We start from the raw sequence: 16,318 nt of genomic DNA, 5'->3' as shown, positions 1-16,318 counted from the left end.
GGGGGCGATCGTGTCCAACGACAAGCTGCCAAAAGATGCGGATGGATTACAACTCAACTTTTGTAAAACATTGGCGTGTGACAACTTTGGCTTGAGCGATGCAAAACGATATGTTTTGCAACATGCGAATCCTAAGCGTCCAGCGATGGTTTGTCGTGAGTGTGGAGCTTTCCCCCCCTTACTTAACAATCGTGAAGTGTTAAGCGAACTTCATCGCCTAAGACAACTTCACAGCGATGGCCTTCCTGCTTGTCGTAATGATGATTGCGAGAACTTTGGCCTATCGGTTCATACCCATAAACATCTTTACCATGCCTTTGGCTATAGTGGTGACAGGCAACGCTATCGATGCAAAGACTGCCAATCAACCTTCGTTGATAAGTGGTCTGGATCCAATAAAAAACTTCAGTTTCAAGAGAACCTCATGGGCTTATTGTTCATGGGTTATTCCGTACGTGAGATCTGCAGAAAATTAGAGATCAACCCAAAGACTTTCTATGATCATGTTGACCATATCGCGAGTCGTTGTCGTCGTAAGTTGGCAATGATCGATGCACGATGGGTTAATCATGCAAAAAATTACCAATTTGCTTCGCATTATCAGCGACTACAGCCGCAAAGTAATAATGGTGTCCTTTGGATAGCAACGGGCGAGGCACATTCTGGTTATATCCTTTGTCAGCAAGTCAATTACTCTCAGAACGAAGAACCGTCTGGGAATGTCGATCATAACCCTTACGACGACGTTGCACGCTTTGTATCAAAGGAGCATTCGTCAGAAGCGAATCTAGAGCTTCCCCAGCCATCAGATAAGCTAAAAGAGCGTATTGAACAAAAGTACCAAGTGATTCTTGCCAGAGGTAACGTTGAAGACCCAATGGGGAACCTCACCGCATTCAGCTACCCTTCTAAAGGCGCGCTAGTTCGACCACCCTATACCTCTTATGCTCATTTCTTGCATGTGCTTGATATGTGTGACGAAAACAAACACGTCGCTATTTATATGCCACAAGATCCATTACTAAGATCTGCCGCTCTCAGCGTTTGTTTGCCGCGCATTCAGAGTCAAAATATTGACCTGATGTATGTTGAAGAAGATTCAGGCTGGCAAGACGATCAAAGTTTTGAAAAAATCGATATCGTCCATATGAGTTGGTGGCGTGATCGCTGGGCTATCGCAAATCAAGGTGACAACCAGAAAGGCATATGCTATCTAACAGGTAATAATCCAGAGCCAAAACAGTGGTTTAACACTGCTTCAATTCAGCAAACTAAGTTTTATCAGCAGCGGTTTCAACTGCTATTTGATAGCTTTATCAATGAACCTAGACGTAAGCTTCGTCCTGGGGGCATCCTTCCATTGCTCGATATATTCAGAGCTTGGCACAATCTGTGCTACCAAGATAAGCAGGGCCTTACAGCCGCACAGCGCTTAGGTGTCGCGGAGCAGCCATTAACCCTAAAGCAACTACTTTCATAGCAGCGAAGCATATAGATATTTATTCGGGAACTCATTGATTTTAAAGCAACAACATGAGGTAACACCCATAATTGGAAAAGATAGATGTTTCTTTGACGCTCTAGGAAAGATAATTGGTGCTTATCCTAAATCACACTCTTATAATGATTGTGTTATCAATATGCTCGATAATTATGGATCTAAGCCTTGGACAAAAATCAGTACCTTCTTGAAACAGAATTAGAACAACTCAAAACTCGCGTCGATTCTGAACCGTTAGTGATCCTTGAGATTACTCAACAATGTCTCGTCAGGTCAGAACAAGTTTTGTTTGAAGAGGGGGCGATCCAGTCATTAATGTTGATGGCCAGATGTTGCTGGAACCTAATGGACTACCAAAAAGGTTTAAAATACATCAAGGAAGCCTACAAGCGACAAAGCCGATTAGACACCGATCTTTTTCTCCCTGAAATTCTCCACCTGCACGCACTCCAATTCTGGGGGCAAGCCAAGTATTACTCTGCCCAACAATTCTGGATCAACGCCTTAGAACAATCTGCGCTAGTTGATGAGGTAGAGATACAAATCGAATGCCTCATTGGTCTTGGCAACATTTGGCGAATGACCCACGAATACAAGCTAGCGCGCTCTACACACCAACTTGCCGTAAAAGTTGCAAACAACAGTCGTATCGGTTGGTTAGAAGGCAAAGCAAGAATATTGCTCGCGTGGGATTACTACTTACTCAATAACTATGTTGAAATGCTGTCGGTACTCGATGGTGCGGAAGAAGCCTTAAAAGATCATAAAGATAATACCTGGCATGCCGAGGTGTGGGATTTCAGAGGTCTTGCGCTTCTTGGTTTAGAGCGTTTAGATGATGCAGAAAAGGCAACAGCCAAAGCGCACAGCCTAGCTGTTGAGCATAACCTCGTATGGATGAAAGCGCATTCCTATATCAGTCGAGCTCGATTAGAGCTTCTGAGAAAAAGGCCCGAACATGCCGCTGAATTGCTTAAACTCGCTGAACAATCTGCAAACGAATTCGATAACGGTGAACTACTCAGTCAAATTTGTTATCAACAATCGTTAGTCGCTGAAGAAAACCAAGATTTTAACGCAGCTTTAATCGCCTTTAAAAAATACCGCCAATATTCTATCGGTATGCTTCGAGAGCAAACCAACCGCGTTGGCCTAGATAAAGCACGCAATTCAAAGCGCCAACTTGAACAGCGAGCAAGAAAATTGATTAACCGTATCCGTGGCCAACACGAATACGACCCTGAAAAGCACCTCTCTCATGTCGTTTCCGAAACCTTTTGGTGGGAACAACTGGTGCTCTTTAAAACAGAGCTCAAACGTTCAAACCACAGCATTATTATGTTTCAGCACATCGATACCGATTACTTAGATGTCTGCACCGAGATTGCTCATACCTTGTGTAATCAGAATGACTTCATTTCAAGACTGAGTTCAGAGCGAGTCGCTCTTATGCTTTCTGAAAAAGGGGAAGCTGCAGAGAAAACTTTCCAAACTCTCAGCACCATGCTTGAAATTTATCCGTGGCATAGAAAAGGACTAAAAGGTTCGAAGCCAACCGTCAGCCTCAATGACATATTGACGTTCCCGTTCACTCTTGAACAACTAGAAGAAGACGATGCCGAGGTGCTAAATTGATGGAAACTCTATTAAGCAAGATCACCGATGCCGGTTTAGATCCTTCATCGGTCTCAGGTGAAGAAGCGATCATCTTCTGGAACCATATTCGCCAACACGTTTCGACAACCAAAACGGAGCAAGCGCACTGTTATATCATCAGTTCTGAATATCGCGCTGAATTACAACAAAATCAAACCAGTATCGAAGAATTAAGGCATGCACTAAACCTTCTGCACTTGCCTGTTGATATCGAAGACATTCTTACGGTAAAAACCAGCTTAAGTGACCGCTTGGTTGAAATTGGCGATTATACCTCAGCATTGAATGAATTCGTGAGCTCATCGTCAATCGCCGTTGAACACGGTTACATTGATGAATACGTCATGGCTATTTTGGGTATGGGCAACCTCTGTGATGCCTACGGAGATCACAGTAGAGCCCTTCGCTACTACCAGAAAATCAACAGTATTGACCATGCCATAAGTAGTCGCTCACTTCGACTCAAGTTTAAGCTTCATATGGTGGCAAGTTTGCTGTTGCTTAATCGTATTACTGCGGCCAGTGATTTGCTTAACGAGTGTGATGAACTCAGTATTCTCGTCAGCGACAAACAACTCACAGCTCAAATACTGCTTTACCAAGCAAAAGTGCTTCGCGCTAAGAAGAAACATCACGACGCACTGCGTTGTCTGACTAAGATTCAGTATCCAGTCAATAATACTCAAGCAAATTGGCTTGCTACGATGACTCGCTTAGAGACGGCATATTGTTTAAGTGCTATTGGTAAACAAGAATACGCAAGCATGATCTTATCGAGCACAGACAAACGTGTGAATGAATACTCATCCCCCGTTCTCGCAAAGCGCTTCTACGACTCCTTGAGTGATGTGTGTATGAACCAAGGCCGCTTTCAAGAAGCATTGAACTATGAGAAAAAGGGCTACCGCATTGAAACGGATCTCATGAAACAGATCCCTATCAGCGAACTGGGCTCGAGCCAACTACGTCGTCTTTCGCGATTTGAACTACAACTGAAGCTAATTCTCTCTGAACAAGAAAATCGTGAGTTGAAAGAAACCACCGAACAGCACAAAAACGCAGTGGCTCAACTACAACAAGATGTTTTCACCGACCCACTGACAGGTTTACACAACCGTCGTTGGCTAGACGTAAAACTCAAAGACTTGCTCCTACACGAGACACCTTTCGCATTGATGGTTGTCGATATTGACCACTTTAAATCAATCAATGACGAACTCAGTCACTTAGTGGGTGATAAAGCGATTGTTAGCGTTTCTCAAGAGCTGCGTTCTTACTTTAAATTTAGAGGAGCTTCATGTGTTAGGTTTGGTGGAGAAGAATTCTTAGTTATCCTTGAAAACACTAACCTTGATAAAGCGGAAATGCACTCTGAGAATTATCGAGAACGTATTTTCCAATTCGGCTGGCATGAGATCTTAGGAGAGCGCGGTCTAACCGTAAGTATTGGTATCACAATACACCGCGAGGGAGAGAATACTCAACGTACCTTCTACCGAGCAGACAAAGCCTTGTACCGAGCTAAAGCTAACGGTCGTAATCAAACTTGTACCGAATAATTTAAGCCAAACTACTGATAGAAAAAAAGAGAGATTCCACCTAACGCAGCAAGTGTCCCGATGACACTTTGCTTCGAGATCTTTTCCCCTTTGAGCACATAGATCACCAAAATAAAGACAGGGCTGGTCGCTATTAATGTTTGTGCAATTGCTGGGTTGGCATTTTTCAACGCAACCTGCTGAAGCCACAGCGCCAAAAATGTTCCGACAAATATTGCCCCTAAAAGCCACAGCTTGTCGAATTTGGTCATCTCCCATAAATCTTTTTTCATAGACGAGTAAGGCTTACTCTCAACAAAAGGGATAATCAGCATCACGACAAACACACCTATCGTGAGGCGAATCAGCGCTCCTAACAATGGGGGAATATCACCAGCCACCAAAGCATAATGGGAAATCACTACTCCAGAAGCCTGACAAACACTCGCCACAAGCCCAAATCCAATACCACTCCATTGTGCTTTGTTTTTAGAATCGGCCTCCCCATTCACAGACTGAGACGGCTGAAAAACGACAAATGTCACGGCTAAAGTCGTGATAACAACACCGAGCCAACTTTGCAACGTCAATGCAGCACCTAAAAACATTAATGCCAATACACCAGAAAGAGGTGGAGCCAAAGATTCAAGCAACAAGGTTTTATTCGCGCCAATTCTTTTTAATGCCGCAAAATACGCGCTATCTCCAATCGCGATGCCAATGACACCAGAAATGGCCAGTATCCAAAAGTGATTCGCACTCATTTCAAACTCTGGCATTGGAATAAGGGGCATCACAAGTAACATCATGCCAGAAGCCACGACGCCTTTAACAATATTCAACTGCATCGCAGAGAAGCGATGACCGAACTGTCCGTAAATCCATGTCGCACACGCCCACACAATAGCCGCACCTATCGCGGCAAGTTCACCTATATACATCCGTATTTATCCTCAGTGATATGTATGCCATTTCAACCTAGCCTGCATGATTTCTGTTACGATGATTCGGCTAATTACGGTTTGTCATTCTGAAAATTTCATATTAACACCCACTTTTTGGCGTTAATCGAACCTAAAATTAGCCACCGACTCACCTTGCCTCTAACTGGATTTTATAAAAACCAATAACTATTATGCTCACATTAGAAGCGAACACACATTATTTTCAACTCGATAAATCATTTTTATAACAATTACTTGGATGATAGCGTAGTATATTTATAACTAATATCTAACATTACAAGGATCTGTTATGTTTTTAGACTACTTTGCGCTCGGCCTACTTATTTTCGTAGCATTAGTAATCTTTTACGGCATCATCGTTATTCACGATATTCCCTACGAAATAGCAAAAGAACGCAATCACCCTCATCAAGATGCTATTCACGTCTCAGGCTGGGTTAGCCTATTCACCTTACATGCTATTTGGCCCTTCCTTTGGATCTGGGCAACGCTATGGCGTAAAGATCGTGGCTGGGGCTTCGCTAAATTAGAAGAAGAACAACACGACATTCATCATCGTGTTGATATTTTGATCGACCAGGTTAGCACGCTTCAGGAAGAAATTGCTCAACTCAAACAGGCAAATTCCGTAGAAGTGAATACAGACAAAGTTCAAAACAACGATCAAGATCAGGAGGTTAAGTAATGGATTTACTGCTGATAATGACCTACGCGGCACTTTGTATCACTATTTTCAAAGTGTTTAATATCCCGCTAAACAAATGGACTGTACCTACCGCCGTTCTTGGTGGTGTTATCATCATAGGTACATTGATCCTATTGATGAACTACAACCACCCTTTTACTCAAATTGGTAACCAAGTTTACTCAACAACGCCGGTTGTTTCTGGTGTAAGAGGTAAAGTTATAGAAGTGCCTGTAGAGGCAAATAAACCTCTTAAGCAAGGGGATATTCTTTTCAAGATCGACCCTATTCCATTTGAAGCTGAAGTCGCACGATTAGAGGCGAAAGTAAAAGAGGCGAGCCAAGGCGCTCTCGGTATGGAATCGGAAGTAACCGAAGCCGAAGCCGCAAGAATCAAAGCCATCGCAGAGCGAGATAAAGCCCAACGTGAATTCTCTCGTTATAAACGTGGTTATGACAGTGGCGCCTTTACTGAGCAACAATTAGACACTCGCAGACAAGCTTACAAAGCATCGGAAGCCGCCGTGAAAGTGGCAGATGCAAATCTAGAACAAGCAAAAATCGCCTTGGACTCTGAAATTGGTGGCGAGAATACCGCGGTTTTGAGTTTATTGGCCGAATTGCGTAAAGCTCAGTTCGATCTAGAGCAAACCGTGGTACGAGCACCGACCGATGGTTACGTAACTCAACTTGCTCTGCGCCCTGGTGTAATGGCTGTGCCACTTCCACTAGCACCCGTTATGACTTTTGTTCACACCGAAGAACAGTTCTATACTGCAGCATTCAGACAAAACTCCTTACAACGCCTACAACCTGGTTACGAAGCAGAATTTTTGTTTAGAGCGCTACCAGGGGAAGTATTCAAAGGGCGCATTGATGAGGTGATTCCAGCTATCGGTGAGAGCCAATTCCAAGCTAGAGGCGCGCTTCTAGGTACTGATGCATTGCGTACCAGTGGTCGTGTGTTTGTTAAATTAAGCATCACCGATGATCTATCGGAATACCATTTACCTATGGGTACCGCGGTTGAAGTTGCCGTTTATTCTGACAGTTTCACTCATGTATCTATTATGCGTAAAGTGCTTATTCGTATGAAAAGTTGGCAAAATTATCTATACCTTGACCACTAAACTGTAGTGGAACAAAGAGAAAACTACTTAACACATTGTTAATATGAATGAAAAAGCCAGATCTGTTCTGGCTTTTTTGTTGCTTGATTAACCATAAAGTTGTGCTTTTTACGCCACATTAGCCTACTAAGGTGGAATTTTAGACATCTAGACACTTATCTTCCCTTATGGAAGGGTTCTACTGTATAATGCGCGCCTTATTTTTTATATTTGCCCAAAAAATGTTCTCATTGAGACGCATATTACTAATGGCGAATATTCGTTCTTTATCATGCTTTATCTTTCTGTATTCGAGGTTATCTATGAACTTTTCAGCTAAAACAGTCGTCGTTATTGCCATTGGCGCGGCGCTGTACGGCATTGGTGGTTTACCTATGTTTGGTGTCCCAGTGTTTGCGAACACGACATTGAAACCAGCAATGGCCGTCCTTGCACTGTTTTCGGTTCTATTTGGCCCTATTGTTGGCTTCTTGGTTGGTTTTATTGGCCACTGGGTTACCGACTTATTTGCAGGTTGGGGCGTATGGCTAACTTGGGTATTAGGCTCAGGTATCGTAGGTATGGTTATCGGTCTTTTCCCAATAATAACCAAAAATCGCCTTCAGCAAGGCGAGCTTCCAATGAAAGATTTTGTATTGTTCGTGATACTTGCCCTTGCAGGTAACGTTGTAGGCTATGGCTGCTCTGCGTTCCTAGACACCATCCTATACGCTGAACCGTTTACTAAAGTCTTCACTCAACTGTCTATCATCGCAGCGGGTAACACAGTTCTGATCGCTGTTGTGGGCTTCCTGATCCTAAAATCAGTCGCTAAACGCAACAAACAAAGCCGCAACCTGACTGAGGCATAAGCGATAATGACTATAGCATTTTCGAACTTCTCTTTTAGATATGAGTCGCTGGACAAACCGACGCTAAAAAATATCAATCTAAGGATAGAGAAAGGAGAGAAAATCGTCATTATTGGGCCAAGTGGTAGTGGTAAATCTACCCTAGGTCAGTGTCTCAATGGCTTGATACCTCATGCAATCAAAGGTGAGGTAACCGGCTCTTTAGAGATAAACGGCAAGAATATCTCTGAGTTTTCGATGCACGATTATACCGAGCAAGTCGGCACGGTATTACAAGATACTGACAGCCAGTTTGTAGGTTTGAGTATCGGTGAAGACATCGCTTTCGCACTCGAAAACCAGTTGATGTCGAACATTGACATGTACCCGTTAGTTAAGTCGACTGCAAAAATGGTCGATCTAGCGGACATGCTTGAACGTTCACCTCATGACCTTTCAGGTGGTCAAAAACAGCGAGTGTCCTTAGCGGGCATCTTAGTTGATGACGTTGATATATTGCTGTTCGATGAACCTCTAGCAAGCCTTGACCCGAAAACAGGTAAGGCAACGATTGAGATCATTGATCAGCTGCATAAAGAAACCAACAAGACCATCGTGATTATCGAGCACCGCCTTGAGGATGTCCTGCATCGCGATATCGATCGCGTGATCTTAATGGAACGTGGTGAAATCGTCGCTGACACGACACCCGATGAAATCTTAGCTTCTGAATTACTTGATACACACGGTATTCGTGAACCGCTTTACTTGTCGGCGCTTAAGGCGGCGAAAGCCCCACTAACCTGCGAAGATAAGCTGTCAAACCTCAAAGCTTTAGACTACAAAAGGTTCCGCCCTGCTGTTCAAGCTTGGTTTGCTGAGCGCCCTGCCCCAGTAGCAGATAAGCAATATCCACCTTTACTTGAAGTTCATGGTCTGACTTATTCTTACGACGGCGAGAAAAACGCACTCGAAGATGTGAGCTTCAAGATTGGCAAAGGTGAGTTTGTTTCGATTCTAGGCAAAAACGGTTCGGGTAAATCTACCATAACCAAACTCATCATGGGTGTGATCGATGCCGATTCAGGCTCTTCCTATCTAAATGGTGAAGACCTATCTGAACTTTCTATCTTTGAAAGAAGCCAGAAAGTCGGTGTCGTGATGCAGAACCCAAATCATATGATCTCGCATCATATGATTTTTGATGAGATTGCTTTTGGTCTTCGTAACCGCAACATTGCAGAAGAACTGATCACAGAAAAAGTAGAGCATGTTCTTGAGTTGTGTGGGCTGAGTAAGTTCCGCCATTGGCCGATCGAAGCACTAAGCTACGGCCAGAAAAAACGTGTAACCATCGCTTCTATCTTAGTGTTGGAACCTGAACTTCTCATCTTGGATGAACCAACAGCTGGCCAAGATTACCGAAACTACACGTCAATGTTAGCGTTCATCCAAAAACTCAACCGCGACCTAGGTATCACCGTTGTGATCATTTCACACGACATGCACCTCGTTTTAGAATACACCACGCGTTCAATTGTGATTGCAGACAGCAGACTCATCGCTAATGCGGCGATGACAGAAGTATTTAGCCAACCATCACTTCTAGAACGCGCAAATCTTTGTACCACCAGCATTTATGAACTCGCGACCATGATGAAAATCGACGATACTAATGCGTTCATGCAATACTTCATCGACTACGAGAGAAGTGCTCAATGAACGCATCAAAAGTAAAATTCGGCATCAATTACATTGATACAAAATCACCGCTTCACGCACTCAACGGCATCACCAAATTTGCACTCTTCTTGGCTTGGGTAACCGTGGTGTTAACTACGTTTGACCTAAGATTGATTACGCTGCTTATTGTGACTGGTTTATACCTGTTGAAGCTTACCAATGTCCCTGTACGCGTGTATAAGCCTTTGTTATTGGGTACGGCGAGTGTATTAAGCCTAAATGCTTTATTCATGTACCTCCTTGCGCCACAGCAAGGTACTGAGCTTATCGGTAGCGAGAACATATTGTTAACGCTACCTGGCAACTACTCGTTAAGCCAAGAGACCCTGTTTTACTTAGTCACGGTAACGCTTAAATACATGAGCATGTTCCCGGTTGCGTTGATATTCGTATTTACTACGCATCCAACTGAATTTGCTGCCAGCCTCAACCGTATCGGTGTTCCTTACAAAATAGCTTATGCGGTGAGCTTAACGCTACGTTACTTGCCAGAAGTTAAGAAAGATTTCGTCAATATCATGCACGCCCAACAGGCTCGTGGTGTAGAGCTTTCGAAGAAAGCGCCCCTAATTACTCGAATCAAAAATGTAGCTAAGGTCCTAGGCCCGCTTATTTTCTCTAGCTTGGACCGCGCAGACGAGATATCTAATGCAATGACGTTGCGAGGTTTTGGTCGACACAAAGCGCGTACTTGGTATAGCTATGCACCTTTGAAACGTGTCGATTTTGTTTGTTTAGCCGTTATCGCATTAGTCGTAATACTCGCCATCACAAAGCGAGTACTTGAAGAGCAGCTGTTCTGGTACCCTTTCTAGCCTTGCAAAGTCATAAGATAACACTGTTAAAGAATCAAAGGCCACTTAGTTAAGTGGCCTTTTTTCACACTAAACAGTAGTTTATGTATAAATTATCGATTAATTATATCTTTTTATGCGTAATTTTTTGTTTTTTAAGGTCTATTACGGAATATTTTGTTAACATCCTCAATCCGTAATTTCTATACAGAATGTCACACCTAATGTGGGATTTATAATGGCTCGAATAACTCAATTACAGAAACTAGAAAATCAAAAAAACTACGATGAAATCGTATTGAACCTTTTTCTGGCTGAAGGACATGAAGCTCTAACTTATGCAAGGATTGCTCAGGAAATTGGCATTAGTTTAACAACGCTTCAGGGCTATTATCCATCGACACGTGCTATCCGAACAGTGCTTCACAAGCACATGTTATCGATTGTTATAGAAAACCTAGACTTCGCTTCGGAAGAGGTCTTTCTTCAATCATGGCAAAATGCTTTAGACAATGAACAATTCCGATACGTTATCAAACTGATGTTTTTTCATGCCTCACAGGTCAAAAGTCCCGAAGCATTCAATGTCAGTTCAGATGGTCTGTTTCGCGAAAAAATGCTGAATAGCTTCGGGACCGACTCTGCTCGCATCCTTGAAACGGTAATAGGACGTTCAATGTTCTACCTAACTAACCTTGGAACACCATCAAATTAGTTTCGAAGCAATAAAAATGGGAGCTTAAAGCTCCCATTTTTTTATTTTAACAATCGGTTAATTCAGTTTATAAAAAACCGTCGATAACGGTGGTAGGCGTAGCTCAATCGATGTGTCTAGCCCTTCGCTTTCTACTGATTCAATCTCAGCGACTTTCTTCACTTCAAAACCGCTACCTGCGTAATCAACCGAGTCTGTATTCAACAATAGTGAATACTTCCCTTTTGCTGGAACACCTAATCGGAAATGCTCGTGAGGGACTGGTGTAAAGTTAGAAACTACCAATACACGCTCACCTGACTCACTGATACGCTCATGCGCAAGAATGCTCGCTTCTGCAGAATCTTGTAGACGCCACTCAAAGCCTTTCGGGTCAAAATCAAGGTCATGCATTGCAGCTTCAGAGCGGTATAGGTTATTCAGGTCTCTGGTTAAGCGCTGAACACCTTGATGACGATCGTAATCCAGCAAGAACCATTGCAGTTGATCATCGTGGTTCCATTCAGCCGTCTGACCAAATTCAGCACCCATGAAATTCAACTTCTTACCTGGCTGTGCATACATGTAACCCATATAAGCACGTAAGTTGGCTGTTTGTTGCCATTCATCACCAGGCATCTTGTTATGGATAGACCCCTTACCGTAAACCACCTCATCGTGTGACAAAGATAATACATAATTTTCACTGTGTGCGTAGACCAGCGGGAAAGTAATCGTATCGTGGTGATATTTACGGTTAATCGGGTCCTCTTGGATGTAAGATAAACTGTCGTGCATCCAGCCCATATTCCACTTAAAGCCGAAGCCTAAGCCGCCCATAAAGGTCGGTGCCGAAACACCAGGGAAAGCAGTCGATTCTTCAGCAATCGTCATCGCATTCGGGAAGTGTTTATAAACTTCTTCGTTCATCCACTTAAGGGTAGCAATAGCGTCATAGTTTTCGTTGCCGCCATCTGCGTTCGGAATCCATTGGTCATGGCTACGCGAATAATCGAGATACAGCATCGAAGCAACCGCATCAACACGGATGCCATCGATATGGAATTGTTCGAACCAGTACAAAGCGTTTGCTACCAAGAAACAACGAACATGCTCTTTGCCTAAATCATAAATGTACGAGTTCCAGTCTTGATGCCAACCACGACGTGGATCTGGATCGTGGAACAATGGCGTACCATCGAAGTTTGCTAGGCCGTGATCATCACTTGGGAAGTGAGCAGGAACCCAATCTAGTACCACACCTAAGCCAGCTTGGTGACATTGGTCGACAAAGTATTTGAAATCATCAGGAGATCCAAAACGACTAGTCGGTGCAAATAGACCAACAGGTTGATAACCCCAAGAACCGTAGAATGGGTGCTCTGAAACTGGCATTAGCTCAACGTGTGTGTAGCCAAGATCCGTCAAGTATGGAATTAGCTCTGCCGCAAGCTCGCGATAATTTAAGAACTCTCCTTCGGCGTTACGCTTCCAAGAACCTGCATGCAGTTCATAGAACGAAAGTGCTTCTTTGCGCTTTTGCGTAACAGGGCGATTCTGCCATTGACTATCTTGCCACTCGTAACGAGCGTGGTCGTAAGTCACTGATGAGAACGATGGGTATTGCTCTGAGTAGAAGCCCCATGGGTCAGCTTTATGTGGTAAGCCTTCACCATTTGGCCCTTTTAATTCAAACTTGTATTGAGCGCCTTCTTCCAGTTCAGGAATGAATAGGCCCCACATACCGTAATCTAGGCGTTGCATTGGGTGGCGACGACCATCCCAAGCGTTGAAGTTACCCACCAAACTTGCCGCCGTTGCATGCGGTGCATACACCAAGAAACGCGTACCTGAAATCGTCTGTCCATCACGCTCTAGCGTAATAAACTGAGCCCCCATGTGATGATACATATCTTTAGGTGTATGAAGATCTTCATAACTCGCGTACAGATCGTGGTACTGGTATGGATCATCGATGATCTGCTCTACCCCAGCCCAATCAACCGCAAGTTTATAGTGAGTGAAACGTAGGTCTCTTTTTTGCTTAAGGATGAAGCCACTTTCACCCTCTCGCGCTAACTCAATACGAGGTTCCTTTCCAACGATCAACTCTACTTTATCTGCCCCTGGAATCCATACTCTTAATGCACCTTGATCTGAAGGTAAGTACGGCCCTAAAAACGCAAACGGGTCAGTGAAACAAGCCTGTGATAGTTGGGTATATATTTGTTTTTGCTTTGAAATCGAACTTAGTTCCAAAACGTTTCTCCCTAACCAAACATCCAAAAAATATAATACAAAAATGCCCGCTATTAGTGCGGGCAATATAACGACAATTTATTCTACCAGATGAGCATTCATTATTGAGTGACCGAGGTTGTAGTTTCGTACGCCGTAAGCAAAAAACCACTTATTTTCAAGTCACTCAACGTCATTACTTACCTGCTTTTTCTCGAACGTCTGTCAGCTTAGAAGCGATACGATTGACGCCTTCATGAGCGAAAATTTCGTCCAAGTTCATGGATAGTTTACGACGCCAGTTCGGGTATTCATCTACAGTGCCAGGGATGTTTACTGGCTTGTCCATCTCTAACCAATCTTCCAACTGAACACTCAATAATGTTGAACCACCAGCCGCAACGTGTAGTTGAAGTGCTTCAGCAAGATAAGAGTCCATCGGTACTTGGCTTGCATCACGACCAACACCTTCAGGTAAGAAGCCATGCCATGCCACTGAATCTAAGATACCTTGTTTGCACTCCAGACGGTCATCGAACAAGGTTTCTAGCTGTTCTGCATCTGGGTATAAACCAATCTCTTGACCCATTTTCAAGTCATCACAGTGCCAGAAGCCGCGAAGCGTTGGCATATCGTGAGTACACAATGCTGCCATCGATTGTGGTGCGTAGTGTTTCGGTGAAATGAAACCACCATCGTCTTCCGATGTTTCGAAGAAGAACACTTTGTAAGAATGTACGCCCGCATCCGCTAGGATATCAACGATTTCGTCTGGTACGGTGCCTAAATCTTCACCGATAACGCTGCATTGGTAACGGTGAGATTCAAGCGCCAGAATCGAAAGCATATCTTGCACTGGGTAGTAGATGTACGCGCCTTGAGTTGCGTTCTCACCTTTTGGAATCCACCATAAACGCAGCAGACCTAAAACGTGATCAATACGAAGTGCACCACAATGTTTCATGTTGGCACGAAGCAATTTAATGTACGCGTCGTAGCTGGTTTCTTGAAGTGCTTCAGGGTTCAGCGGTGGTAAACCCCAGTTTTGACCTAAAGGACCAAGAACATCCGGTGGAGCACCGATACTCGCATCCATCACTAGGTTGCCTTCATCTGCCCACGTTTCGCTACCTGAATCCGCAACGCCTACCGCTAAGTCACGGTACAGGCCAACAGCCATCCCCTTCTCTTCTGCAAGAGACTGGGCATCGTTGATTTGGCAATCCGCTAACCATTGCAGGTACATGTACAGATGAACGTTTTCTAGGTTCTCTTTGATGTATTTCTGTGTTGCTGGGCTTTCGAATGTGCGGTATTTCTCAGGGAATACAGGCCAGCCCCACATACCTGAATCTTCAGCATGTAACTCACCATGCAGAGCATCAAACGCCGCTTGATGCATCAGGCTTTCACCGCCTTCTTCAACAAACGCTAAGAACGCTTGTGCACGATCGCTGTTTTTATCTAAATGACGAGTCTTAAATTCTGCGAATAACAGAGGCAAGATGCTCATCTTAAGCTCGGACACTTCAGTGTAATTCACCCAGTGTGCTTCACGAGCTTTCTGTAGGCGCTGTTGGAATTCAGCACTGCCTACCGTTTGTTGTGCTTCAGCACTTAACGCGAATTCAGGTACTGAGCTCACATCAATGTATAATATGTTCAACCAACGACGTGAGGACGGGCTGTATGGGCTCGCGCCTTCTGGGTTCGCTGGGAATAATGAGTGGATTGGGTTTAGACCAACAAAATCACCACCGCGAGACGCGATATCGGCAACAAGTTGTTTTAGATCGCCAAAATCACCAATACCCCAGTTGTGCTGAGTTCTGAGAGTGTAGAGTTGAACGCTTGGTCCCCAAAGCTTTTTGCCTTGCTCGATTGGTGATTGCTTGAAACACGCTTTTGGCGTAATGATTAATGTCATCTCGTAAGGCTTCTTACGGCGCTTACGGCTCACAATTAGCTTGTGGTAACCCCATGCCAAATCACTTGGCAATGCAAACACTAAAGGGCCACCCTCTGCACGCTCATCACGAACGACTTGAGATTGAAGATAGCCTTCAAGTACCTCTCCTTGCTCGGTTTCTAAGCGCCAGCTGAACTCACTTTCACGAGCACTTACACCTAGATTAAGCGCCACTTCTACTGGCTCACCGTCACGCAAGACAAGAACTGGGTCTAGTACATCTTTTTTGTGTTTTCTTTCTGCTGATTTTAGCAGTGCATCATCGCTGCTTGTATCGTAGCCCAATGAAGCCAATAGAGACGTAATCGTCTCGTCTGATACTTGTGCTTCATCGCCCCACGCACTAACGTAACTGTCGGCAATATTTGCCATTTCTGCGACTTGTTTTAATACGGTCTGTTCTTTCATCGCTCTCTCCGAAAACGTTCTAACGCTTTCAATTTTGTAGGGTTGTTATTTAATCTGTTGTTCATCAATCAGCTTGTGAACGATTCAGTTTATAAGCCGTTAATTTGAATACTGGCTTGTGCACAAGTCAATTGAGCCAAGGCAGAAACTGCCTTGGCTGCTTTTGG

General features: G+C 43.9%; 12 protein-coding genes. 9 read left to right on the top strand and 3 right to left on the bottom strand.

Features of this window, described 5'->3' with window-relative positions:
- The first annotated feature begins 10 nt into the window (after nucleotides 1–10).
- The 3 genes from SJY39_RS16285 (at nucleotide 11) to SJY39_RS16275 (ending at nucleotide 4,716) form a co-directional block, all read left to right on the top strand.
- Complete coding sequence (locus tag SJY39_RS16285) at nucleotides 11–1,480, top strand: lactate dehydrogenase (protein ID WP_390242248.1); 1,470 nt, start codon at nucleotides 11–13, stop codon at nucleotides 1,478–1,480.
- Between the two features lie 186 nt (nucleotides 1,481–1,666).
- On the top strand, nucleotides 1,667–3,136 hold the full coding sequence (locus SJY39_RS16280) for a hypothetical protein (protein WP_016767394.1): 1,470 nt from the start codon (nucleotides 1,667–1,669) through the stop codon (nucleotides 3,134–3,136).
- A complete protein-coding gene (locus SJY39_RS16275; protein WP_010431576.1) occupies nucleotides 3,136–4,716 on the top strand; it encodes a GGDEF domain-containing protein in 1,581 nt (526 codons plus the stop codon). Before SJY39_RS16280 ends, SJY39_RS16275 begins: the two co-directional genes overlap by 1 nt.
- 11 nt (nucleotides 4,717–4,727) lie before the next feature.
- Here SJY39_RS16275 and SJY39_RS16270 read toward each other — a convergent pair whose 3' ends face one another.
- The gene (locus SJY39_RS16270) at nucleotides 4,728–5,636 is read right to left on the bottom strand and encodes a DMT family transporter (protein ID WP_010431578.1); all 909 of its coding nucleotides are present in this window, start codon (nucleotides 5,634–5,636) and stop codon (nucleotides 4,728–4,730) included.
- A gap of 313 nt (nucleotides 5,637–5,949) precedes the next feature.
- Between SJY39_RS16270 and SJY39_RS16265 the strand changes: the two genes are divergently transcribed.
- The 6 genes from SJY39_RS16265 (at nucleotide 5,950) to SJY39_RS16240 (ending at nucleotide 11,557) form a co-directional block, all read left to right on the top strand.
- Entirely contained in the window at nucleotides 5,950–6,345 is a 396-nt protein-coding gene (locus SJY39_RS16265; protein ID WP_010431581.1) for a DUF3302 domain-containing protein, read from the top strand.
- Nucleotides 6,345–7,475 (top strand): HlyD family secretion protein, encoded by a 1,131-nt coding sequence (locus SJY39_RS16260; protein ID WP_016767392.1) that lies wholly within the window; start codon nucleotides 6,345–6,347, stop codon nucleotides 7,473–7,475. The genes SJY39_RS16265 and SJY39_RS16260 overlap by 1 nt, the downstream gene beginning before the upstream one ends.
- A 302-nt stretch (nucleotides 7,476–7,777) precedes the next feature.
- Nucleotides 7,778–8,326: an ECF-type riboflavin transporter substrate-binding protein gene (locus SJY39_RS16255; RefSeq protein ID WP_010431596.1), complete on the top strand. Its 549-nt coding sequence runs from the start codon at nucleotides 7,778–7,780 to the stop codon at nucleotides 8,324–8,326.
- Between the two features lie 6 nt (nucleotides 8,327–8,332).
- Nucleotides 8,333–10,027 carry an ABC transporter ATP-binding protein gene (locus tag SJY39_RS16250; RefSeq protein ID WP_010431598.1) on the top strand — a complete coding sequence of 565 codons (1,695 nt, stop codon included), beginning with the start codon at nucleotides 8,333–8,335 and terminating at the stop codon, nucleotides 10,025–10,027.
- Entirely contained in the window at nucleotides 10,024–10,863 is an 840-nt protein-coding gene (locus SJY39_RS16245) for an energy-coupling factor transporter transmembrane protein EcfT (protein WP_016793217.1), read from the top strand. The genes SJY39_RS16250 and SJY39_RS16245 overlap by 4 nt, the downstream gene beginning before the upstream one ends.
- A 217-nt stretch (nucleotides 10,864–11,080) precedes the next feature.
- The gene (locus SJY39_RS16240; protein ID WP_010431603.1) at nucleotides 11,081–11,557 is read left to right on the top strand and encodes a TetR/AcrR family transcriptional regulator; all 477 of its coding nucleotides are present in this window, start codon (nucleotides 11,081–11,083) and stop codon (nucleotides 11,555–11,557) included.
- A 57-nt stretch (nucleotides 11,558–11,614) separates the two neighbouring features.
- Here SJY39_RS16240 and glgB read toward each other — a convergent pair whose 3' ends face one another.
- Nucleotides 11,615–13,795, bottom strand: coding sequence for a 1,4-alpha-glucan branching protein GlgB (gene glgB / locus SJY39_RS16235; RefSeq protein ID WP_016793218.1), 2,181 nt, complete (start codon nucleotides 13,793–13,795; stop codon nucleotides 11,615–11,617).
- 175 nt (nucleotides 13,796–13,970) lie between these two features.
- The gene (gene malQ, locus SJY39_RS16230; protein ID WP_016793219.1) at nucleotides 13,971–16,151 is read right to left on the bottom strand and encodes a 4-alpha-glucanotransferase; all 2,181 of its coding nucleotides are present in this window, start codon (nucleotides 16,149–16,151) and stop codon (nucleotides 13,971–13,973) included.
- Between the last annotated feature and the right edge of the window lie 167 nt (nucleotides 16,152–16,318).

Source organism: Vibrio sp. R78045, assembly GCF_042466085.1.
In the GTDB taxonomy this organism is placed as follows: Bacteria; Pseudomonadota; Gammaproteobacteria; order Enterobacterales; family Vibrionaceae; genus Vibrio; species Vibrio cyclitrophicus.
The sequence above is the reverse complement of the archived record's forward strand: the minus strand, read 5'-3'. Positions and strand labels throughout refer to the sequence as shown.